The sequence below is a fragment of the Streptomyces sp. NPDC006450 genome (genome assembly GCF_040612195.1).
Classification (GTDB): Bacteria; Actinomycetota; Actinomycetes; order Streptomycetales; family Streptomycetaceae; genus Streptomyces.
On the sequence record NZ_JBEXPT010000028.1, the window covers coordinates 16402 to 39531 of the forward strand.

Below are 23130 nucleotides of genomic sequence, written 5' to 3' on the forward strand. Positions count from 1 at the left end.
TCAGCCGGCCACGGGCTCAGCCGGCCACGGGCTGGGACTGCGCCTGGATCGCGGTGATGGCCACGGTCGTGACGATGTCCTGGACCAGGGCGCCGCGCGAGAGGTCGTTGACGGGCTTGCGCAGACCCTGCAGGACCGGACCGACCGCCACGGCGCCGGCCGAGCGCTGCACGGCCTTGTACGTGTTGTTGCCGGTGTTGAGGTCGGGGAAGATCAGCACCGTCGCGCGGCCGGCCACCTCGGACTCGGGCAGCTTGGTCGCGGCGACCGAGGGCTCCACGGCGGCGTCGTACTGGATCGGCCCCTCGATCAGCAGGTCGGGGCGCTGCGCGCGGACGATCTCGGTGGCCTTGCGGACCTTGTCCACGTCCGCGCCCGAGCCGGAGGTGCCGGTGGAGTACGAGAGCATCGCGATCCGCGGCTCCAGGCCGAACGCGGCGGCGGTGGTGGCCGACTGGACGGCGATGTCGGCGAGCTGCTCGGCGTCGGGGTCCGGGTTCACGGCGCAGTCGCCGTAGGCGAGGACCCTGTCGGCCAGGCACATGAAGAAGACCGAGGAGACGATGGACGCGTCGGGCTTGGTCTTGATGATCTCGAAGGCCGGGCGGATGGTGGCGGCGGTGGAGTGCACCGAGCCGGAGACCATGCCGTCGGCGAGGCCCTCCTGGACCATCAGGGTGCCGAAGTAGTTGACGTCGGTGACCACGTCGTGGGCCAGCTCGACCGTCATGCCCTTGTGGGCGCGGGCCTTGGCGTAGTACTCGGCGAACCGTTCCCGCAGCGGGGAGGTCGCCGGGTCGATGAGCTGGGCGGCCGAGATGTCGACGCCCAGGTCGGCGGCCTTCTTCAGGATCGCCTGCTCCTCGCCCAGCAGGGTGAGGTCGCAGACCCCGCGGCGCAGCACCACGTCCGCGGCGCGCAGCACGCGCTCCTCGGCGCCCTCGGGGAGGACCACGCGGCGGCGCTCGGCGCGGGCCTGCTCCAGCAGCTGGTTCTCGAACATCATCGGCGTGACCCGCTCGGAGCGGGCCACCGAGAGCACCTCGCGCAGCTCGGCGGTGTCCACGTGGCGTTCGAACAGGCCGAGCGCGGTCTCCAGCTTGCGCGGGGTCGCGGAGTTCAGCCGGCTCTGCAGTGAGAAGAGTTCGGCGGCCGTCGGGAAGCTGTTGCCCGCCACCGACACCACCGGGGTGCCCGGGGCCAGCTTGGAGGCCAGCGTCAGGATGTCCTTGCCCGGGCGCTCGTTCAGCGTCAGCAGCACACCGGCGATCGGCGGGGTGCCGGAGGTGTGCGCCGCGAGGGCGCCGATGACCAGGTCGGAGCGGTCCCCGGGGGTGACGACCAGGCAGCCGGGGGTCAGGGCGTTCAGGAAGTTCGGCAGCATGGCCCCGCCGAAGACGAAGTCCACGGCGTCGCGGGCCAGTCCGGCCTCGTCGCCGAGGAGGACCTCGCCGCCCAGCGCCCGGGTGATCTGGGCGACCGTCGGGGCGGACAGGTGCTTGTCGTCCGGCAGGACGTAGCAGGGCACGGGGAGCCTGGCGGCCAGGCGCTCGGCTATCACCTCGCGGTCCTCGGCGGCCACCCGGTTCACGACCATCGCGCCGACGTGGCAGCCCAGGGCCTCGTACGCGCGGTAGGCGTTGCGGGCCTCGGCGCGCACGGCCTCGGCCGGGTGCTTGGTGCCGCCCACGACGGGGATGACCAGCGCGCCCAGCTCGTTGGCGAGGCGGGCGTTGAGCGCCAGCTCGTCCGGGAGGTTGGTGTCGGCGTAGTCGGTGCCGAGGACCAGCATGACCTCGTAGTCGCGCGCCACCTCGTGGTAGCGGCCGACGAGCTGGGAGACCAGTTCGTCGGTGCCCTTCTCGGCCAGGATGGCGGAGGCCTCGTGGTACTCCATGCCGTAGGCCGTCGCGGCGTCCTGGTCGATCCGGTACCGGCCCTTGAGCAGGTCGAAGAGCCGGTCGGGCCCGTCGTGCAGCAGGGGGCGGTACACGCCCACCCGGCCGGTCTGGCGGGTCAGGAGCTCCATGATGCCCAGCTCGACGACCTGGCGGCCGTCCCCCCGCTCGATACCCGTCACGTACACGCTGCGCGTCACGCGTGCTCTCCGTCCCAATTCGTGTCGGTTGTCCCAGTAAATATGGGCTTGACCTCTTGACAATACCCCTGCGATTCCTTAGGGCGCCCGCCGGGCGAAGGGCCTGCAGGAGGGGGCCGAAAGGCCCTACGGGCCCTGTGCGGGCGGCACGCCACGGAGCGCGCGCCACCCGGACCCCGTGGAACAATCGGACAGGCTTCACCAATACGCCCTTCATACGGGCACCTCATACGGCATCTCATATGTACGGTCGGCCGGACGCCCGCACGCGAACGGCCAGGTACGACCAGGAGCAGGAGACACAGCACGATGCGTATCGGAGTTCTCACCGCAGGCGGCGACTGTCCGGGCCTGAACGCTGTCATCCGGTCGGTCGTACACCGTGCCGTGGTCGGGCACGGAGACGAGGTCATCGGCTTCGAGGACGGCTTCAAGGGCCTCCTCGACGGCAACTTCCGCCCCCTCGACATCAACGCGGTCAGCGGCATCCTCGCCCGCGGCGGCACGATCCTCGGATCGGCCCGCATGGAGCGCGCCCGCCTCCACGAAGCGGCCGAGAACGCCGCCGAACTGGCCAAGCGCTACGGCATCGACGCCCTGATCCCGATCGGCGGCGAGGGCACCCTGACGGCTGCCCGGATGCTGTCGGACGCCGGCATGCCGGTCGTCGGCGTACCGAAGACCATCGACAACGACATCTCCTCCACCGACCGCACCTTCGGCTTCGACACCGCCGTCATGGTCGCCACGGAGGCCATCGACCGCCTCAAGACCACCGCCGAATCGCACCAGCGCGTCATGGTCGTCGAGGTCATGGGCCGGCACGCGGGCTGGATCGCCCTGGAGTCCGGCATGGCCGGCGGCGCCCACGGCATCTGCCTGCCGGAGCGGCCCTTCGAGGTGGAGGCCCTGGTCAAGATGGTGGAGGAACGATTCGCCCGCGGTAAGAAGTTCGCCGTCATCTGCGTGGCCGAAGGCGCGCACCCGGCCGAGGGCTCCATGCCGTACGAGAAGGGCGCGATCGACCAGTACGGCCACGAGCGCTTCGCCGGCATCGGCAACCGCCTCGCCGTCGAGCTGGAGCACCGCCTCGGCAAGGAAGCCCGCCCGGTCATCCTCGGCCACGTCCAGCGCGGCGGCACCCCCACCGCCTACGACCGCGTCCTCGCGACCCGCTTCGGCTGGCACGCGGTCGAGGGCGTCCACCGCGGTGCATTCGGCAACATGACCGCCCTGCGCGGCACCGACATCGTCATGGCCCCGCTGGCCGAGGCCGTCACCGAGCTGAAGACCGTCCCCGAGGGCCGCATGTACGAGGCCGAGTCCGTCTTCTGACCGTCCCGGCCGGGACCTCCGTCCCCGATCCGGCCGCCGAAGGGCCCCACTTTCGCAGGGGCGGGGCCGGCGCCGACCGGCCCCCCGGGGCGGGACCGCCGCCCCGACTTCGCGCGCCGAAAGGCCCCGACCGCGTCCCCGTGGGGACGCGGTCGGGGCCTTTCCCGTACGGAGCCCGCGGGCGGGATGTGTCCTACGACGCACCCCCCGCGAGGTACCAGAACCGCTCCACGATGCCGCCCAGGTACTCACGACCCGAGTCGCCGCTGCCGGCATCGCCCTGCCCGCCGCCCCAGCTCAGGGTCGCCACCATCCGCGACTGGTACTCGCCGTGCAACTGCTCCAGCACCCGCTCCAGGTGCCCCTTGGGCACCGGAAGCAGCTTGGCCAGCGGCTTCACGTACGCCTGCCAGCGCGTGGTCACCGCGCTGCGCAGCAGCTCGGCCAGCTCCTCGTGCTTGCCGGTCGCCGTCACGAACTGGGCCAGCGTCAGCCCCAGAGCCGTCGCCAGTGCGGCGGACTGCCGCTCGTTGCCCTTCCAGCGGCCGGAGTCCTCCATCTTCTGGTACGCACCCGCCTCCACCCCGCAGCGGCGGGCCAGGTCCTCGGCGGCCAGGCCCCGGGCGATGCGGTGCTCCCGCAGGGTGACGGGCTCGGCGAGCAGCTCGCCGGGGGAACACCAGAGCACGCCGGCCAGAGCGGTGAGCTCGGGGGAGGTGGGCGCTATCTCGCCACGCTCCCACGCCATCACGGTCTCGGGAGTGACGAGCAGTCCGTACTGGGCGCGCAGGCCATAGGCGACATGACCGGGAGCCATGCCCAGGGCAGCGCGGAGACGACGCGCGGCGGGGGCATTGAAAGGGGGGCTGGAGTGCACATGGCACACCGTAGGAGTGGCCGAGGCGCGGCGACTACAGACCAATCAAACAAGCCCATACCTCGTAGGAACGTCCTATGAAGTAAAGGGCTTTGGTCCGATTTCCCTGTGACTGTCCGGTAATCGGGGCGATCTGTGATCCACTTCCCAGCGTACGTTTCCGGCCGCCGCGGCGATAGCCCCGTGCACGATCCCCTCACGGGATCTCCTTGCTTCCGGCGAGCCCGATCGACCGCCCCGGCGACGTGCGCGAGCGGGTCGCGAGTCGAGCGGGCGGATCGACGCGGACACCGGCCCCGCCGCGGTCGTGCGCCACGGGGCGCCGTCCGTGCCGACCCGGTTCGTCCTGTCGCGGCGCAGCCCCCTCCAGCAACTGGCCGGAGCCCGCGCCGGGCGCGGGCTCCGACCAGGAGCCGGCAGGGGTGCTACCCCCGCGCCATCGGCCTGAGCCAGAGCGTGGCCAGGGGCGGGACGGTCAGGCGCAGGCTGGCCGGCCTGCCCTGCGCGGGCACCGGCTCGGGGCGCAGCGGCTGGGCGTGGTGGATGCCGCTGCCGCCGTAGGCCTCCAGGTCGGTGTTCAGCACCTCCTGCCACAGCGGGACCTCCTCCGGGACACCGATCCGGTACCCGTGCCGGACCACCGGCGAGAAGTTCGAGACGCACAGCAGCTGCGAGCCGTCCTGCGCGAAGCGGAGGAAGGCGAAGACGTTGTCCTCCGCCGCGTCCGCCTCCACCCAGGCGAAGCCCTCCGGCACCGTGTCCCGCTCCCACAGGGCCGGAGCCGCCCGGTAGGTGCGGTTCAGCTCGCCCACGAGGCTGCGTACGCCCCGGTGGTCACCGGCCGCCGCGTACGAGGAGTCCAGCAGCCACCAGTCCGGGCCGTACCTCTCCGACCACTCCGAACCCTGCGCGAACTCCTGCCCCATGAAGAGCAACTGCTTGCCCGGGTGGGCCCACATGAAGCCCAGGTACGCGCGGTGCGCCGCCCGCTGCTGCCACCAGTCGCCGGGCATCTTCGACACCAGCGAGCCCTTGCCGTGCACCACCTCGTCGTGCGAGATCGGCAGCACGTAGTTCTCGCTGAACGCGTAGATCATCCCGAAGGTCATGTCGTGGTGGTGGTACTTGCGGTGCACCGACTCCTTCGAGGCGTAGCGCAGGGTGTCGTGCATCCAGCCCATGTTCCACTTGAGGCCGAAGCCGAGCCCGCCCCCGTCGGTGGGCCGGGTGACGCCCGGCCAGGCCGTGGACTCCTCGGCGATCGTCACCACGCCGGGGCAGCGCCGGTAGACGGTGGCGTTCATCTCCTGGAGGAACGCCACCGCGTCCAGGTTCTCCCGGCCGCCGTGCTCGTTCGGCGTCCACTCGCCCTCGTTGCGCGAGTAGTCGAGGTAGAGCATCGAGGCCACCGCGTCCACGCGCAGCCCGTCCACGTGGAACTCCTGGCACCAGTACACGGCGTTGGCCACGAGGAAGTTGCGGACCTCCCGGCGCCCGTAGTCGAACTCCAGCGTCCCCCAGTCCGGGTGCGCGGCCCGCTGCGGGTCGTGGTGCTCGTACAGCGGCCGCCCGTCGAACTCGGCAAGCGCCCAGTCGTCGCGCGGGAAGTGCGCCGGCACCCAGTCGACGATCACCCCGATCCCGGCCCGGTGCAGCGAGTCCACCAGGAAGCGGAAGTCGTCCGGGGTGCCCATCCGGGAGGTCGGCGCGTAGAAGCCCGTGACCTGATAGCCCCAGGAGCCGCCGAAGGGGTGCTCGGCGACCGGCATCAGCTCCACGTGCGTGAAGCCGAGCTCCGTCACGTACGCCGGGAGCTGCTCGGCCAGCTGTCGGTAGGACAGTCCGGGCCGCCAGGACGCCAGGTGCAGCTCGTAGACGGAGAAGGGGGCCTGGTGCGGCGGGCGCTCCGCGCGCTTCGCCATCCACCCGGCGTCCTGCCAGACGTAGGAGGAGGCCGTCACCACCGAGGCGTTGGCCGGAGGGACCTCGGTGTGCTTCGCCATCGGGTCGGCGCGCAGGGTGTGCGAGCCGTCCGGGCGGGTGATGTCGTACTTGTACAGGGCGCCCTCGCCGACGCCGGGCAGGAACAGCTCCCACACCCCGGTCGCCCCGAGCGAACGCATCGGGTAGGCGACCGGGTCCCAGTACGAGAAGTCCCCGCTGACCCGCACCCCCTGCGCGTTCGGCGCCCACACCGTGAACCGGGTGCCCGCCACGCCCTGGTGCTCCATCGGCTCCGAGCCGAGCGCCTTCCACAGCTCCTCGTGCCGGCCCTCGCCGATCAGGTGCAGGTCGAGATCGCCGAGCGCGGGCAGGAACCGGTAGGGGTCGTGGACCTCGACCTCGTCGCCGTCGTACGTCACCAGCAGCCGGTAGTCCGGCACCCCGGTCAGCGGCAGCAGGCCGGAGAACAGCCCGTCGCCCTCGTCGAGGAGCTCGGCCCGCAGCCCCTTGGCGACGACGGTGACGGCCTTGGCGTACGGACGCAGCACCCGGAAGGACACCCCGCCCCGCTGGGTACGGGCTCCGAGCACCGCGTGCGGATCGTGGTGGCGGCCCTCCAGCAGCCGGGCCCTTTCCTCCGCGCCCAGCGCCGCCACCGGCCGCACCCCGCGCGGCGGGGCGGCCCGCCGGGCCCGGGGGGCCCGGGCCTTCTTGGTGGGCTCGGGGGCGGGATCGGCGGTCTTGGTTTCGTCGCGGACGGTCGGTGACGGCTGTCGTGCGGCGCTCACGCGAGCGGCCTCCTCGGGGGCTTCGGGTGGGGTGTGGGGTGGGGTGGGGTGGATCCGGGGACGGGGGGACGCGTGCGGTGGGCGCCGGGACGCTGCGGCTCCGACAGGCGCCGGATCGCCGCCATCGGCACGTGCAGCCAGTCGGGCCGGTGCCGGGACTCGTAGCGGGCCTCGTACACCGCCTTGTCGGTCTCGTAGGCGCGCAGGAGTACGGGGTCCTCGCGCGGGTCCCTGCCGGTCGTGCGGGCGTAGCCCTCACAGAAGGCGGCCCGGCAGTCGTCCGCCCACGCGGGGGCGAACGGCCGGTGCGAGCGGGCCGCGTAGTCGAAGGAGCGCAGTATCCCGGCGATGTCCCGGACCGCCGGTTCGGGGCGGCGCCGGTCGGCCAGCGGCCTGGCCGGCTCGCCCTCGAAGTCGATCAGCGCCCAGCTGCCGTCGGCGGTGCGCAGGGTCTGCCCCAGGTGCAGGTCCCCGTGGATCCGCTGGGCGGCCACCCCGGCCCCGCGGGAGGCGGCCAGCGCGTCGAAGGCCCCGCGCAGTCCCGCCTCGTAGGGGCGCAGGGCCGCTACCTCGCGGGCGGTGGCGGCGAGCCGGGCCGTCATCCCGGCGGCCAGCCGGGCGGTCTGCTCGGGGCCCAGCGCGATGGTGGGCAGGGCCCCGGCCAGCGCGCTGTGCACCTCGGCGGTGGCCCGGCCCAGTGCGTGCGCCTCTGCGGTGAAGTCGGCGCCGGTGCGCAGCCGGTGCAGCGCGAGCTGCCAGCCGTCGTCGGAGCCGCGCAGGTACGGCTGGAGCACGCCGAGGGTCAGCGGTTCGGAGCCGGGCAGCTCGGCCTCGTACCAGGCGACCGGCGCGGGCACCCGGGCGCAGCCGGCCGCGGCCAGGGCCCGGGGCAGCTCCAGGTCGGGGTTGACCCCGGGGCCGACTCGTCTGAAGATCTTCAGGATGTGCGAATCCCCGTAGATCATCGAGGAGTTGGTCTGTTCCCCGGACAGCGGCCGGGGGGTGGGTGCCTCGGGGATCACGGCGGCCGGATCCCGGTGGAAGCGCAGCGGGCCCAGGGTGCCGGGGGAGCGCAGCCGCTCCAGCAGCAGCGAGGCGAGCCGCGGATCGCCCAGCCCCTCGTAGACCGACTGCCCGGCGTACGGGCCCTGCTCGGCGCGGCCGATCAGCGCCGGCGCGAGGGCCGGTGGCAGCGGGCTCGGGCGGATGCCGAGCAGGAGCTGGTAGCAGTCCCCGTCCACGTCCAGCAGCAGGTGCAGCAGGCCGGGCGAGGCCTCGGGCGGCAGCAGTTCGGCCGCCGAGATGGTCCTGAGCCGTCCGATGGCGCGGCCCTTGCCCGCGAACCAGCGCTGGGCGGGCAGCCAGGCCCGCAGCATCGGCTCCAGTGGGCCGAGCCCGATTCCGAGCCCCAGTCCGGTGGCCCGGTCGGCGGTGAGCCGATCCCGGGCGGATGCAGCCTCCGACATGGCGTCGCGTCCTTTCCCCGGGCCGTCAAAGAATGCGCATTGTGTCCCGGATTACGCTGGTTGCTTCTCCGGTGTGCGAGTGTCGGGTCAGGATGGTCCGTACAGGGGCGGGCGGTTGACCCATTCGCCGCGCCCGCCCCGGGCCGGCCGCTACTCCGAGCGCAGGCGGAACCAGTAGAAGCCGTGGCCCGCCAGGGTCAGCAGGTACGGCCATTCGCCGATCGGCGGGAAGCGGACGTCGCCGGTGAGTTCCACCGGGACGCGCCCGTTGAACGACCGCAGGTCCAGCTCGGTGGGCTGCGCGAAGCGCGAGAAGTTGTGCACGCACAGCACCAGGTCGTCCCCGTATTCACGGAGGAAGGCGAGCACCGCCGGGTTGGTCGAGGGCAGTTCGGTGTACGAACCGAGTCCGAAGGCCGGGTTGGCCTTGCGGACCTCGATCATCCGGCGGGTCCAGTGCAGCAGCGAAGACGGTGAGGCCATCGCCGCTTCGACATTGGTCACCTGGTACCCGTGGACCGGGTCCATGATGACCGGCAGGTTCAGCCTGCCCGGATCGCACGAGGAGAAACCGGCGTTGCGGTCCGGGGTCCACTGCATCGGGGTCCGGACGCCGTCGCGGTCGCCGAGCCAGATGTTGTCGCCCATGCCGATCTCGTCGCCGTAGTACAGCACCGGCGAACCGGGCAGCGACAGCAGCAGGGCGGTGAACAGCTCCATCTGGTTGCGGTCGTTGTCCAGCAGGGGGGCGAGGCGGCGCCGGATGCCGATGTTGGCCCGCATCCGCGGGTCCTTGGCGTACTCGGCGTACATGTAGTCGCGCTCTTCGTCCGTGACCATTTCGAGCGTGAGCTCGTCGTGGTTGCGCAGGAAGATGCCCCACTGGCAGCGGTCCGGGATCGCCGGGGTCTTCGACAGGATTTCGGAGACCGGGTAGCGGGACTCTCTTCGGACCGCCATGAAGATGCGCGGCATGACGGGGAAGTGGAAGGCCATGTGGCACTCGTCCCCGCCCTTCGCGAAGTCCCCGAAGTAGTCGACGACGTCCTCGGGCCACTGGTTGGCCTCGGCGAGCAGCACGGTGTCCGGGTAGTGCGCGTCGATCTCGGCGCGGACCGCCTTGAGGAGGGCGTGGGTGCGCGGCAGGTTCTCGCAGTTCGTGCCCTCCTCGGCGTACAGGTAGGGCACGGCGTCGAGGCGGAAGCCGTCGATGCCGAGGTCGAGCCAGAAGCGCAGCGCGGAGACGATCTCCTCGACCACGGCCGGATTCTCGTAGTTGAGGTCCGGCTGGTGGGAGAAGAACCGGTGCCAGTAGTACTGCTTGCGGACCGGGTCGTACGTCCAGTTCGAGGTCTCGGTGTCGACGAAGATGATGCGGGCGTCCTGGTACTGCTTGTCGTTGTCGGCCCACATGTAGTAGTCGCCGTAGGGCCCGTCCGGGTCCTTGCGGGACTGCTGGAACCACTCGTGCTGATCGCTCGTGTGGTTCATCACGAAGTCGATGATCACCCGCATGCCGCGGGTGTGCGCCGCGTCCACGAACTCCACGAAGTCGGCCAGGTCGCCGAATTCGGGCAGCACGGAGGTGTAGTCGGCGACGTCGTAGCCCCCGTCGCGCAGGGGCGAGGCGAAGAAGGGCGGGAGCCACAGGCAGTCGACGCCGAGCCACTGGAGGTAGTCCAGCTTGGCGGTGAGCCCCTTGAGGTCCCCCACGCCGTCGCCGTTGCTGTCGTGGAAGGACCGTACGAGGACCTCGTAGAAGACGGCCCGCTTGAACCAGTCGGGGTCGCGGTCCTTGGCGGGGGTGTCCTCGAAGGTGTCGGGGACGGGATCGTTGATCATCATGAGATGGGTGACCCTCCGGTGGGCGGGGACGGTCGCAGAGCCGCCAGAACGTGCGCGGGCGTGCGGCCCGGTTCCAGGCGCACGTAGTTGGCCCTGCCCCAGTGATAGGTCTCGCCGGTGAGCTCGTCGCGCACCGCGAGGGACCCGTGCCAGTCGAGGCCGAGTACCGGCATGTCCAACGAGACCGTCGCCTCCTGGGTGTGGTGCGGATCGAGGTTGACGACCACCAGTACGGAATTGCCTCCCGAGTGCTTCGAATAGGCGATCACCTGTTCGTTGTCGGTCGGGTGGAAATGGATGTCGCGGAGCTGCTGGAGGGCCGGGTTGCGCCGGCGCAGCCGGTTCAGGGCGGTGATCAGCGGGGCGATCGTGCGGCCCTCGCGGTCGGCGGCGGCCCAGTCGCGCGGACGCAGCTCGTACTTCTCGGAGTTCAGGTACTCCTCGCTGCCCTCCTTGACCGGGGTGTTCTCGCAGAGCTCGTAACCGGCGTAGACCCCCCAGGTCGGGGAGAGCGTGGCGGCGAGGACCGCGCGGACCTCGAAGGCGGGGCGGCCGCCGTGCTGAAGGTATGCGTGCAGGATGTCGGGGGTGTTGACGAAGAAATTCGGTCGCATGACGGAGGCGGAGCGGGTGTCGGCGAGCTCGGTCAGGTACTCGGTCAGCTCGGCCTTGGTGTTGCGCCAGGTGAAGTACGTGTAGGACTGCTGGAAGCCGACCGCGGCGAGGGTGCGCATCATCGCGGGGCGGGTGAAGGCCTCGGCGAGGAAGATCACGTCCGGGTCGGACTTGTTGATGTCCGCGATCACCTTCTGCCAGAAGACCACCGGCTTGGTGTGCGGGTTGTCGACCCGGAAGATGCGGACACCGTGCTCCATCCAGTGCCGCAGGATCCGCACCGTCTCCTCGACGATGCCGGCCATGTCGGCGTCGAAGTGGATGGGGACGATGTCCTGGTACTTCTTCGGTGGGTTCTCCGCGTACGCGATCGTGCCGTCGGCGCGGTGGCGGAACCACTCCGGGTGCTTCTCCACCCACGGGTGGTCCGGGGAGCACTGCAGGGCGAAGTCCAGCGCCACCTCGATGCGCAGCTCGCGGGCCCTGGCGACGAAGGCGTCGAAGTCCTCCAGGGTCCCGAGCTCGGGGTGGACCGCGTCGTGGCCGCCCTCGGTGGAGCCGATGGCCCACGGCACGCCCGGATCCCAACTCCCCGCGGACAGGGTGTTGTTCGGACCCTTGCGGAACGTGCTGCCGATCGGGTGGATCGGCGGCAGGTACACCACGTCGAAGCCCATCGCCGCGATGGCCGGCAGCCGCTCGGCGGCGGTCCGCAACGTCCCGCTGACCGGAGCCTCGCCGGGCTTCAGCACCGCCCCCTCCGACCGGGGGAACATCTCGTACCAGGACCCGAAGAGGGCCCGCTTGCGCTCGACCACCAGCGGCAGCGGCTTGGAGGCCGTCACCAGTTCCCGGAGCGGCCGCTTCGCGAGCAGCGCGTCGATCCGGGGTCCGAGGGCGGCCGCGTACCGCTCGGCGACGGGCCGGTCCTCGTTCCGCATCAGGTCCGCGGCGGCCAGCACGTGTTCGCGGCCGTCCCGCTTGGGGATCTTGGCGGCGGCCCGCTCGTAGAGCTCGGCGCCCTCCAGGAGGGTGAGCCCGGTGTCGATCCCGGCCGGGATCTTCACCGCCGCGTGGGCCCGCCAGGTGCCCACCGGGTCGCTCCAGGCCTCGACGGTGTAAGTCCACCTCCCCTCGACATCGGCGGACACCCGCGCCCCCCACCGGTCGGTGCCGGGAGCGAGCTCGGACAGGGGCACGGGGGGCCGCAGCCGCCCGCTCGGATCTCGGAGCACGACATGGGCCGCCACGGCGTCGTGTCCCTCGCGGAACACGGTGGCGGAAATCTCGAAGACCTCGTCCACGACCGCCTTGGCGGGTCTGACGCCGCAGTCGACGGCGGGGCGGACGTCCAGCACGGGAATGCGACCGATCATGATGGGATCACCTGGGGGCAGTTCGCAGGGCTCGGTGACAACAGGCCAGCCGGCATGACGGCTGGTAGTGCACGCTCTGTTCGCTCTGTTTCTAGCCGCTCGGAAGACGGCTGGGCTGCGGGCATGGCCGCTCCTGTCCGCGTTCACTCGGGTGGCGGGAGAGGTCGGGGGAAGGGTGCGCCGTGCGCGTACCCGGGGAGCCCTTCCCACTCCAGCCCGGCCCAACCCGCGTGCTCGGTCAACTACTCGTACGTACTGGAACGCCTGCCCGGTCTCCCCGGCTCAACACCTTCCGATGCTCCGTCAACTCGAAGGGGACTACCGGATGTCCACCGCCCCGTTGACGCCCGATGGACGCACGGCCGGAGGCGGCATGGTCCGGGGGAGGGGAGGACGCTAGCCTTCCGAGGGTGACGCTCGCGGTGCACAGCGTGGTGCGGCCGCTCCGATCCGTAATCCCCTGCGAAGGTGGAACGCGTGAAGGCTATCCGTCGATTCACCGTGCGCCCCGTCCTCCCCGAGACCCTCTCGCCGCTCGCCGACCTCGCGCGCAACCTGCGCTGGTCCTGGCACGCCGAGACCCGTGAACTCTTCCAATCCGTCGATCCCGAGGGCTGGCAGGCCGCCGGCGGGGATCCCGTCCGGCTGCTCGGCGCCGTGTCCGCCGCGCGGATCACCGAGCTCGCCGGAGACCGGCGGTTCCTGCGGCGGCTCGCCGTCGCCGCCGCCGACCTCGATGACTACGTCCACGGCGGGAGGTGGTACCAGAGCCACGAGTCCGCCGCGCAGTTGCCCGCCGGCATCGCCTACTTCTCGCCCGAGTTCGGGATCACCGCCGCCCTGCCCCAGTACTCCGGCGGGCTCGGGATCCTCGCCGGGGACCACCTCAAGTCCGCCAGCGACCTCGGCGTCCCCCTCATCGGTGTCGGACTCCTCTACCGGCACGGGTACTTCCGCCAGTCCCTCTCCCGGGACGGCTGGCAGCAGGAGCACTATCCGGTGCTCGACCCCAACGAACTGCCCGTCGCGCTGGTGCGCGAGGAGGACGGGAACCCCACGCGGGTGTCCCTGAGCCTCCCCGCCGGCCGGGCCCTGCACGCACACGTCTGGCAGGCCCGCGTCGGCCGGGTGCCGCTGCTGCTCCTCGACTCCGACGTCGAGGACAACGACGCCGTCGCCCGCGAGGTGACCGACCGGCTCTACGGCGGCGGGAGCGACCACCGGCTGCTCCAGGAGATGCTCCTCGGCATCGGCGGGGTCCGGGCGGTGCGCGCCTACTGCCGGATCACCGGGCATCCCGACCCCGAGGTCTTCCACACCAACGAGGGCCACGCCGGGTTCCTGGGGCTGGAGCGCATAAGAGAACTGGAGGGGCAGCAGGGACTCGGCTTCGACGCCGCCGTCGAAGCCGTCCGGGCCGGCACCGTGTTCACCACGCACACCCCCGTCCCCGCGGGCATCGACCGCTTCGACCGGGCCCTGGTCGCCCGACACTTCGGCGACGGCGGCGAACTGGCCGGCGTACCCGTCGACCGGATCCTGGCCCTCGGCGCCGAGTCGTACCCCGGCGGCGACCCCGGGGTGTTCAACATGGCGGTGATGGGCCTGCGCCTCGCCCAGCGGGCCAACGGGGTCTCCACCCTGCACGGCGCCGTCAGCCGGGAGATGTTCGCCGGGCTGTGGCCGGGATTCGACCCCGCCGACGTGCCCATCACCTCGGTGACCAACGGCGTGCACGCCCCGACCTGGGTGGCGCCCGAGGTGGTGAGGCTCGGCGCGAAGCAGATCGGCGCCGGCCGCACCGAGGACGCGCTCTCCGTCGGCGGCTCGCAGCGCTGGGACGCCGTCGCCGACATCCCCGACCAGGAGGTCTGGGACCTGCGCCGGGTGCTCCGGGAGCAGCTCGTCCAAGAGGTACGGGAGCGCCTGCGCGCCTCCTGGCGCCAGCGCGGGGCCGCCGACGCCGAGCTGGGCTGGGTGGACTCCGTCCTCGACCCGGACGTGCTGACCATCGGGTTCGCCCGCCGGGTGCCGTCCTACAAGCGGCTCACCCTGATGCTGCGCGACCCCGAACGGCTGCGCCGCCTGCTGCTGGACCCGGACCGGCCCGTGCAGATCGTGGTCGCGGGCAAGGCGCACCCGGCCGACGACGGCGGCAAGCGGCTCGTCCAGGAGCTGGTGCGCTTCGCGGACGACCCCCGCGTGCGCCACCGGATCGTGTTCCTGCCCGACTACGGCATGGCCATGGCCCAGAAGCTCTACCCGGGCTGCGACGTCTGGCTGAACAACCCGCTGCGCCCGCTGGAGGCCTGCGGCACCAGCGGGATGAAGGCGGCGCTCAACGGGTGCCTCAACCTGTCTGTCCTGGACGGCTGGTGGGACGAATGGTTCGAGCCGGACTTCGGCTGGGCCATCCCGACCGCCGACGGACTCGGCGCGGACGAGGACCGCCGCGACGACCTGGAGGCGAACGCCCTCTACGACCTGATCGAGGGCAGGGTCGCACCCCGGTTCTACGACCGGGCCGGACAGGCCGGACTTCCGGTGCGGTGGATCGAGATGGTCCGGCGCACCCTGGTCTCCCTGGGGCCCAAGGTGCTCGCGGGGCGCATGGTGCGGGAGTACGTGGAGCGTCTCTACGCGCCGGCCGCGCTCTCCCACCGCGCCCTGACCCCGGACGCGGCCCGGGACCTCGCCTGGTGGAAGGGGCGGGTGCGCGCGGCCTGGCCGCAGCTCACCGTCGAGCACGTGGAGGCCCTGACCGCGGGCCCGGTCGGCGGCACCGCCGAACTGGGGGCCACCCTCACGCTGCGCGTGCAGGTCTCCCTCGACGCCCTGGCCCCCGAGGACGTGGAGGTGCAGGCCGTCGCGGGCCGGGTCGACGCGCAGGACGTGATCCAGGGCGGGCGCGCCTTCCCGCTCAAGCCCGCCGGCGGACCCGACCTGGAGGGCCGCTGGTTGTACGAGGGCCCGCTCGCCCTCGACCGTACGGGGCCCTTCGGCTACACCGTGCGGATCCTGCCGGCGCACCCGCTGCTGGCGACCCCGGCAGAACTGGGCCTGGTCGCCGGGCCCGTGGACACGGACACGGGGGGCGGCGTCGTGCTGCGCTGACGGCAGCCCCCTCCGCCCGGACGCCCCGGATCCCGTGTGTGGATCCGGGGCGTCCGGGTGTTCGGACGGGGAGGGACCGTGAGGGTGAACCTTCGAACGCGCTGCCGTGCCGACCCGGTTCTCCGGGGCCCCGGCTCCTACGCTGCCCGCGGATGCCCACCGCACCAGGCATCCGAGGAACCCGAGGAACCCGAGAAACGGACTCCCCCATGCGTCTTCGTACCACCGCCACCGCACTCGTCGGCGCCCTCGCGCTGGTCCTGCCGACCGCCGGGATCTCGTACGCCAACGACCACGACGACCGCGAGAACCTCGGAACGCTGCACTACCGGTTCGCCGACGACGACGGTGACACCCGCCGCGGCCGGATCGAACCCGCCGACAACGACACCTGCTACCAGCTGACGAACGCCTCGCGGAGCCATCCGGCCTTCCAGGTGGAGAACGACACGGAGTCGCTGGCGGTGCTCTTCGAGGACCGCTCCTGCGGAGGCACGGCCGTGGAGACGCTGCAGCCGGGCGAGAGGGCGAGGGACCTGTCGGTGCGGTCGGTCTTCTTCAAGCCCTCCGACGACTGGCACCACGGCCACCACGACCACGACGGCGGCTGGGACGACGACCGCAGCATCGGCGGCCGCGCCGCCGCCCGGCAGGCCGGGGAGGCGCCGGACCTCTTCGACCGGATCTTCCGCTCCATCGGCTGACCCCCGTCCGGAGGTGAGGGCCCGGTACCCCTGGGGGTGCCGGGCCTTCGCGTACCGCGTTCCTCAGCCGGCGGTGGGCCGGCCCGCGCCGGACGACAGCCAGTGCACCACGTCCGCGGCCGTGTAGGGCTCGGCGTTCGGGGCGAGCTCCGGGAGGAAGGACAGGTCCTTGCCGATCGTCACCAGCGGGGGTTCCACCCGGCCGTGCGGCCGCCGCTGGGCCAGTCCGATCGTGGCCAGCAGGCCGTTGCACAGGCACTGGCGGCCCTTGGTGTCGGAGGCCCGGCCGCCCTTGCGGACGTACGCGGCCACCGGCTCGGCCGCGCACCGGTAGACCAGGCCGCGCGGACCCCGTACGGGAGTGCGCAGGAACCCGAGGTCGCAGACCCGGCGCCGGGCTTCGGAGACCTCCGGCTCCGAGACCGTCCCCGGCAGGTCCGCCACCTTGAACGGGAAGGAAGTCGGGGAGGCCTCGGGGTCGTTGCGGACCGAGAGGGTGCCGCCGTGGGCCCGGTCCAGCAGCTCCTCGCGCAGGTGGCGGGCCATCCCCGACTCCTCGCACAGGGCGAACGCACTGCCGATCTGTACCCCGGCCGCGCCCGCGGCGAGCGCCTCGGCCACGGCCCCGGGGCCGGCCTGCCCGCCGGCCAGCCAGAACGGCAGCCCGAGGGCCGCCATCTTGGCGAGGTCGGGGTCGTCGCGCGGACCGTAGACCGGCTCGCCGTCCTCGTCGAGTTTCATCGGCCCGCGCGGCGGGGCGCTGTGGCCGCCGGCCCGGCTGGTCTCGATGACGAAGCCGTCGGGGCGGGTGATCTCGTCCCGGGCCAGGTAGGCGGCCAGGACCGGGAGCGAGACGATGGCCAGCACGTGGGGGCGGCGCAGCGGCCCGGGCAGGTGTCCGGCGAGCAGGGCCGCGGGGTCGAAGGGGTGCTCCAGGGGCTGCTCGTCGCCCTCCACGTGGATCTTGCTCACGCAGCGTTCGTAGCGCGCCAGCCTTGAGGCGAGGGCAGGGATCTGACCGGGGACTCCCGCGCCCACGAGCACGTAGTCGACGCCTGCCAGGATCGCGCCGAACATCGCGGGGGCCGTGGCGAGCTGGATCTTCTCCAGGTAGTTGATGCCGATGACACCGTCGTGTCCCTCCTTGGCGAGCCAGACCTCGGCGAAGTTGCCGAGGACGGTGAGGATCTCGGCCTGCGACCCGCCCGTCGCCCGCAGTCGCGGGGTGGTGCGCATCGCCACGCCGTCCGCGAGGCCTTCCTCGCGGAAGTAGAGGTCGAGGGCGGACTGGGCGAGCTCCGGCAGCGGGAAGGCCGCCAGGGCCCGGCGGGCGTGGCCGCCGGGGTCGCCGGTCTGCAGCACGCGGGCCAGTACGACGTCCAGGGCCGTCCCGGAGACCACGCCCAGCTGGCCCTCGCAGGAGACGGCCCTGGCCAGCCGCCAGCCGGAGACGCCGACGCCCATGCCGCCCTGGATCAGCCAGGGGTGCTGCGCGGCGGGGGCGGTCGTGGGGGGCTGCGGCATGGGTCACGTCCTCGGAATCACCCGAACCTACGGGACCGTAGGTTCGCTGAATTCCACTATGACCCGGGAGCCGCCCGCCGAAGGGCGCCGAAGGTCCCGGCCCTCAGGGGCGCTGGACCTGTCCGGCGGGGGCTTAGGGAACGAGGGGTGGGAGGGGTGGCGCAGGGAGGAATGGAACCGGGGGGAATGGAACAGGGCCGCCCGGGGAGGTCTTCTCCCGGGCGGCCCCGTGGTCTAACGGTTCAGCTCTGGTTCACCGACGGCCCCGGTGGGGGTCAGAAGGTGAGCTTCCAGCTGTCGATCTTGCCGGTGTCGAGGTTCGCGTTGTCGTTGACACGCAGCTTCCAGACGCCCTGGGCAACCTCGGAGGAGGCGTTGACCGTGACGGCCTTGATGATGTTGTCCGCGCTGCCGCCGCTGCGGTTGTGCAGGTTGTACAGGGTGCCGTCGGGGGCGACGAGGTCGACCTTCAGGTCACCGATGTAGGTGTGGAGGATGTTGAGGTCCACCTTGAGGGTGCTCGGGGCGTTGCCCGTGCGGTTCACGGTGATCGGGGAGTCGACCGTCGAGTTGTCGGCGATCGCGTAGTCGGTGGTGTTCTCGAAGACGGTCTGCTGCTGGGTGCCGACCGTCCAGGTGAACGCCGCCGTCCCGGTCTGGTTCGCCGAGTCCTTCACCGTGATGGTCACGTTGGACGTGCCCGCGGTGGAGGCGGTGCCGGAGATCAGGCCGTTGGTGGCGTTGATCGACAGCCCGGCCGGCAGGCCGGTCGCCGTGTAGTTCAGGGCACCCGCGTTGGTGCTGGTGGCCTGGATCTGGAGGCTGACGGCGCTGCCCGTGACGGTGTTCTGGTTGCCCGGGTTGGTGACCGTGACGCCGTTGACGATGCGCGGACCGACGTTGATGGCGGCCCAGGCGTTCGCGGCGTTGTTGTACGTGGTCGAACCGGCGCCGTACAGGTCGGCTGCGGCCTGCAGGGTGGCGGTACGGGCGGCCGCGTAGTTGGTGTTCGACCTGAACAGACCGGTGGTCAGGGCGCGGAACCAGATCTTGGACGCGGCGTCACGGCCGATCGCGGTGACCGGGAGGCCGTCGGAGGTCGGCGAGTCGTAGCTCACGCCGTTGACGACCTTGGCGCCCGAGCCCTCGGAGGCCAGGTAGTACCAGTGGTTGGCCGGGCCCGAGGAGTAGTGGACGTCGATCGAGCCGATGCCCGAGTACCAGGCGTCCTTCGACGAGCCGTCCTTGCTCGGCTTGTCCATGTAGCGCAGCGGCGTGCCGTTGCCGCGGATGTCGATCTTCTCGCCGACCAGGTAGTCGCCGACGTCCTGCGGGTTGGCCGCGTAGAACTCGACCGCCGCCGCGAAGATGTCGGAGGTGGCCTCGTTCAGACCGCCCGGCTCACCGCTGTACGTCATGTTGCCGGTGACCGAGGTCAGGCCGTGCGTCATTTCGTGTGCGGCCACGTCGGTGGAGGTGAGCGGCTTGGCGTTGCCGTCACCGTCGCCGTACGTCATGCAGAAGCAGGAGTCGTCCCAGAAGGCGTTCACGTAGTTGTTGCCGTAGTGGACCCGGCTGTACGGGGAGACCCCGTCGTTGCGCAGGCCGTTGCGGCCGTGGACGTTCTTGTAGTAGTCCCACGTCACCTGCGCGCCGTAGTGGGCGTCGGCGGCGGCCGTCTCCAGGTTGGCCGGAAGGCCGTTGCCCCAGACGTCGTCGGTGCCGGAGAACAGGGTGCCGGTGCCGGAGGTGGCCCGGTTCAGGTTGTTGGTCTTGTGACCGCCGCGCGTGGCGTCGTTCAGCGTGTAGTTGCTGCCCGACTGCGAGGTCCCGATCGTCACCTGGCCGCTGTACATGGTGTTGCCGGTGCCGGTCTCGATGGCCTGCCACTCGGTGATCTTCGCGCCGGTCTTGGCGTTGGTCACCACGTGCAGCTCGCTGGGCGTGCCGTCGTGCTGGAGGCCGCCGACGACGGTCTCGAAGGCGAGGACCGGAGCGCCCTCGGCCGCCCAGATCACCTTGCGGGCGCCCTTGGTGGCCTTGGCGTCCTTCGCACCCTCGGCGTTGGCGGCGGAGATCGCCTGGCCCTCCGCGGCGGACGGCGCGACGGTGGCGGTGGTGTCCACCTTCAGGTCGTGGTTGGTGGCCTTGGTGACGCTCTTGGTGACGCCGCCCTTGGCGTGGATGGTCAGGTCACCGCCGAGCACCGGTATGCCGTCGTAGGTGCGCTCGTACGTGGTGTGGGTGGTGCCGTCCGCGTCCTTGACCACGTCGCGGACGATGAGCTTCTCGCCGCTGCCGAGGCTGAGCGCCTTGGCGGCCTGCACGGTGGTGGAGTTGGCCTCGGCCAGGAGCGTCGCACGCTCCGAAGCGCTGAGTTTGAGATTGGCCGCGCCCGGGTTGGCCTGGGCGACCGATCCGACCTGCGACGCGGTGGCGTCGGCGTTGGCTGATCCGGTCTGGATGCCTACGGCGAGGAGAGCGGCCGCGGCAACAAGCGCGCCGGCCGTGGTGGCACGCCGCTGGGGGGTGGGACTCAACGCAGACTCCTTCTGCAAGGGGGGTTCCGGATGGCTGGGTGGGCCTCCGGGCAGATCGGGCTGGTGCGATGAACGGTCGAAGAGTGCCACTTGGCAGCTGTGATGTCAGGGCCGCGTCAAAAGGTTGGCCGGAAATCGTTCGTTGTCCGAAGAGACGTATCCGGTATGCGGAACATTCACTTTGGGATGAGAGAGGAGGGTCCCCTGCCCGGATTGCGGACCCGCCCGCCGCTAACGCTTGGGCAACAAGACGCCCGGTTCCCGGAAACGGCGTTTACCGTACGGGTGTTTGTCGTACTGTTTCCCGGTGCGTCTGATGTCCACTGCCCGGGGAAGCCGCGGACCGGCGCAACTGTCATAGACCACGTGCCAGGGGGGCCCATGAGGCATGTCCATATACCTGTGCAAAGAGTGGCCGGAGCGGCCCGGGCGGCCATGCCGGCCCGGGGCCTCGGCGACAAGGCCCGCTGGTACCTGCCCGCCGCGGTGGCCGCGGACCTGATCGGCGCGGGAGTCCCCGTCGGCCTGGTCTTCGAGGCCGCCCAGCAGGCGCGGCCCTGGTTCTGCGCCCTCGGCGCGGCCCTGGCCTGGACCGGCGTGCAGCTGTTGCGCCGACGCTACGCGGGCCGTCTGCTCGGCGAATCCAGGGGAGTTCTGCCGGTCGTACACGACTGGCTGATACTGATCGGTGTGCTCGCCGTGGCCCGCGTGATCACGGGCGAGAACACCCCCCGGCTCTCCGCCCTCGGCGCCCTCGTACCCGCGCTGCTCGTCACCGTCGCCTGCCACAAGCTGACCTACCGCCACCTCTCCGCCGCCCGGCGCGAGGCCCAGGCGGTGAGCCGGGTGCTCGTCGTCGGCGAGCCCGCCGCCGCCGAGTCCGTCATCGGACACCTCGCCGCGCGCACCGACCACCCGTACGTGGTGGTCGGCGTGGTCCCGGTGGGCCCCGGCGCGATGGACCACGGGGTACCCGTGGCCGCGCGGCTCGGCTCCGCGATGGCGCAGTCCCCGAACGGGGACTCCACCACCGTGCTCGGCGCCGTCGCCGCCCACCGCGCCGACCTGGTGCTCGTCGCACCGGGGGCCCGGCTCGCGGGGGAGCGGCTGCGCCGGATCTCCTGGGCCCTGCACGACGCCGGACTCGAACTGGCGGTCTTCCCCGGCCTGGTGGAGGTCTCCGTCAAGCGGCTGGAGACCCTGTCCGCGGGAGGCCTGGCCATGCTGCGGGTGGCGCCGCCGGTGAGCCGGGGCGTGCAGCCCCTGCTGAAGTCGGTACTGGACCGGGCGGGCGCGGCGATCGGACTGGTCCTGCTGTCGCCGGCCTTCCTCGCGATGGTGCTGGCGATCCGCCTCGGCTCGCGCGGGCCGGCCTTCTACCGGCAGCGGCGCATCGGCCGCGACGGGGTTCCGTTCGTCATGTGGAAGTTCCGCACGATGGTCGTGGACGCCGATGCGCAGAAGGCCGAGCTGTCCGGGGCCAACGAGAACGACGGCCTGATGTTCAAGATGCGCCGCGACCCCCGGGTGACCCGGGTGGGCCGGCTGCTGCGCCGCACCTCCATGGACGAACTGCCGCAGCTGATCAATGTGGTGGCGGGTGACATGTCACTGGTCGGCCCGCGCCCGCCGCTGCCCGAGGAGGTGGCCGAGTACGACGAGGTCGAACTGCGCCGGCTCGCGGTGCGGCCCGGGATGACCGGGTTGTGGCAGATCAGCGGGCGGTCCGACCTCTCGTGGGACGAGACGATCCAACTCGACCTGCAGTACGTGGACAACTGGTCGTTCACCAGTGACGTCGACGTCATGGGCCGCACGCTCCGCGCCGTGGTCGACGGTCGCGGAGCGTACTGAGGCCCGGGGGACCCCCGCTTTGGGATCAGCTCTGCCCGCGCGTCGGCTCGTCGCCCTGCTCGCGCCACCAGGCGTACGTGGCGGCGATGCCCTCGCGCAGCGGGACCGCGGGCTTCCAGCCGAGGGCCCGCAGCCGGGTCACGTCCAGCAGCTTGCGGGGCGTGCCGTCGGGCTTGGAGGTGTCCCAGGCGAGCCTGCCGCGGAAGCCGGTCACCTCGGCGACGGTCTCCGCGAGGGCCTTGATGGTCAGGTCCTCGCCGCAGCCGATGTTCACCGGCTCGGCGCCGTCGTACTCGCGCAGCAGCACGGCGCAGGCGGCCGCCAGGTCGTCCACGTGCAGGAACTCCCGGCGGGGCGTCCCCGATCCCCACAGCGTGACCTCCTCGCGCCCCTCGGCCGCGGCCTCGTGGAAGCGGCGGATGAGGGCGGGCAGGACGTGCGAGGACTCCAGGTCGAAGTTGTCGCCCGGGCCGTAGAGGTTCGTGGGCATGGCGGAGATGTACGAGGCCCCGTACTGCTTGCGGTACGACTGGACCTGGACGATGCCGGCGATCTTCGCCAGGGCGTACGCCTCGTTCGTCGGCTCCAGCGGGCCGGTCAGCAGGGCGTCCTCGCTGATGGGCTGCGGGGCCAGCTTGGGGTAGATGCAGGAGGAGCCGAGGAACAGCAGCCGGCCGACCTCAGCGGCGTGCGCCCCGGCGACGACGCTCAGCTGGATCTTGAGGTTGTCCTCCAGGAACTGCACCGGGAAGGTGCTGTTGGCCATGATCCCGCCGACCTTGGCGGCGGCCAGGACGACGGCGTCGGGCCGCACGTCCCGCAGGTACGCCGCGGTCGCGGCGGCATCGCGCAGGTCGAGGTCGGTGCGGCCGCGGGTGAGCACCTCGTACCCGTCGGCGGCGAGCCGGCGGACGACCGCGGACCCCACGAGGCCGCGGTGGCCGGCGACGAAGACGCGGGCGTCCGGGGGCAGGAACGGCGAACTTGTCATACCGCCGATGATGCCAGTCCGCCGGCCGCGGTTTCTGCGCGGGAGCCCCGGCCCCGCTC

13 protein-coding genes are annotated in these 23130 nt (G+C 71.7%); 4 read left to right on the top strand and 9 right to left on the bottom strand.

The window, feature by feature from the left end:
* Positions 1-16: 16 nt before the first annotated feature.
* Entirely contained in the window at positions 17-2098 is a 2082-nt protein-coding gene (gene pta / locus ABZY57_RS12225; protein WP_356510893.1) for a phosphate acetyltransferase, read from the bottom strand.
* A 309-nt stretch (positions 2099-2407) separates the two neighbouring features.
* Between pta and ABZY57_RS12230 the strand changes: the two genes are divergently transcribed.
* On the top strand, positions 2408-3433 hold the full coding sequence (locus tag ABZY57_RS12230) for an ATP-dependent 6-phosphofructokinase (protein WP_356510895.1): 1026 nt from the start codon (positions 2408-2410) through the stop codon (positions 3431-3433).
* Positions 3434-3626: 193 nt separating this feature from the next.
* On the opposite strand, the gene ABZY57_RS12235 is transcribed toward ABZY57_RS12230, so the two are convergent.
* From ABZY57_RS12235 to ABZY57_RS12255, 5 genes are all read right to left on the bottom strand, one after another.
* The gene (locus ABZY57_RS12235) at positions 3627-4250 is read right to left on the bottom strand and encodes a helix-turn-helix domain-containing protein (protein WP_356510897.1); all 624 of its coding nucleotides are present in this window, start codon (positions 4248-4250) and stop codon (positions 3627-3629) included.
* A gap of 485 nt (positions 4251-4735) precedes the next feature.
* Positions 4736-7042, bottom strand: coding sequence for a 1,4-alpha-glucan branching enzyme (glgB, locus tag ABZY57_RS12240; RefSeq protein WP_356510899.1), 2307 nt, complete (start codon positions 7040-7042; stop codon positions 4736-4738).
* Positions 7039-8418 carry a maltokinase gene (locus ABZY57_RS12245; protein ID WP_356510933.1) on the bottom strand — a complete coding sequence of 460 codons (1380 nt, stop codon included), beginning with the start codon at positions 8416-8418 and terminating at the stop codon, positions 7039-7041. The genes glgB and ABZY57_RS12245 overlap by 4 nt, the downstream gene beginning before the upstream one ends.
* Before the next feature lie 240 nt (positions 8419-8658).
* Positions 8659-10353, bottom strand: a complete 1695-nt coding sequence (gene treS, locus ABZY57_RS12250) for a maltose alpha-D-glucosyltransferase (RefSeq protein ID WP_356510901.1) — start codon at positions 10351-10353, stop codon at positions 8659-8661.
* The gene (locus ABZY57_RS12255; RefSeq protein ID WP_356510903.1) at positions 10350-12344 is read right to left on the bottom strand and encodes an alpha-1,4-glucan--maltose-1-phosphate maltosyltransferase; all 1995 of its coding nucleotides are present in this window, start codon (positions 12342-12344) and stop codon (positions 10350-10352) included. Before ABZY57_RS12255 ends, treS begins: the two co-directional genes overlap by 4 nt.
* Before the next feature lie 477 nt (positions 12345-12821).
* Between ABZY57_RS12255 and glgP the strand changes: the two genes are divergently transcribed.
* On the top strand, positions 12822-15458 hold the full coding sequence (gene glgP / locus ABZY57_RS12260) for an alpha-glucan family phosphorylase (protein WP_356510905.1): 2637 nt from the start codon (positions 12822-12824) through the stop codon (positions 15456-15458).
* A 209-nt stretch (positions 15459-15667) separates the two neighbouring features.
* Positions 15668-16162, top strand: a complete 495-nt coding sequence (locus ABZY57_RS12265; RefSeq protein WP_356510907.1) for a hypothetical protein — start codon at positions 15668-15670, stop codon at positions 16160-16162.
* 63 nt (positions 16163-16225) lie between these two features.
* On the opposite strand, the gene ABZY57_RS12270 is transcribed toward ABZY57_RS12265, so the two are convergent.
* Complete coding sequence (locus ABZY57_RS12270) at positions 16226-17686, bottom strand: nitronate monooxygenase (RefSeq protein ID WP_356510909.1); 1461 nt, start codon at positions 17684-17686, stop codon at positions 16226-16228.
* Positions 17687-17961: 275 nt separating this feature from the next.
* Positions 17962-20226 carry a M4 family metallopeptidase gene (locus ABZY57_RS12275; RefSeq protein ID WP_356510911.1) on the bottom strand — a complete coding sequence of 755 codons (2265 nt, stop codon included), beginning with the start codon at positions 20224-20226 and terminating at the stop codon, positions 17962-17964.
* 381 nt (positions 20227-20607) lie between these two features.
* On the opposite strand from ABZY57_RS12275, the gene ABZY57_RS12280 reads away from it, so the two are divergent.
* Complete coding sequence (locus tag ABZY57_RS12280; RefSeq protein ID WP_356510913.1) at positions 20608-22080, top strand: sugar transferase; 1473 nt, start codon at positions 20608-20610, stop codon at positions 22078-22080.
* A gap of 25 nt (positions 22081-22105) precedes the next feature.
* Here ABZY57_RS12280 and ABZY57_RS12285 read toward each other — a convergent pair whose 3' ends face one another.
* Complete coding sequence (locus tag ABZY57_RS12285) at positions 22106-23071, bottom strand: GDP-L-fucose synthase (protein ID WP_356510915.1); 966 nt, start codon at positions 23069-23071, stop codon at positions 22106-22108.
* Positions 23072-23130 lie beyond the last annotated feature (59 nt).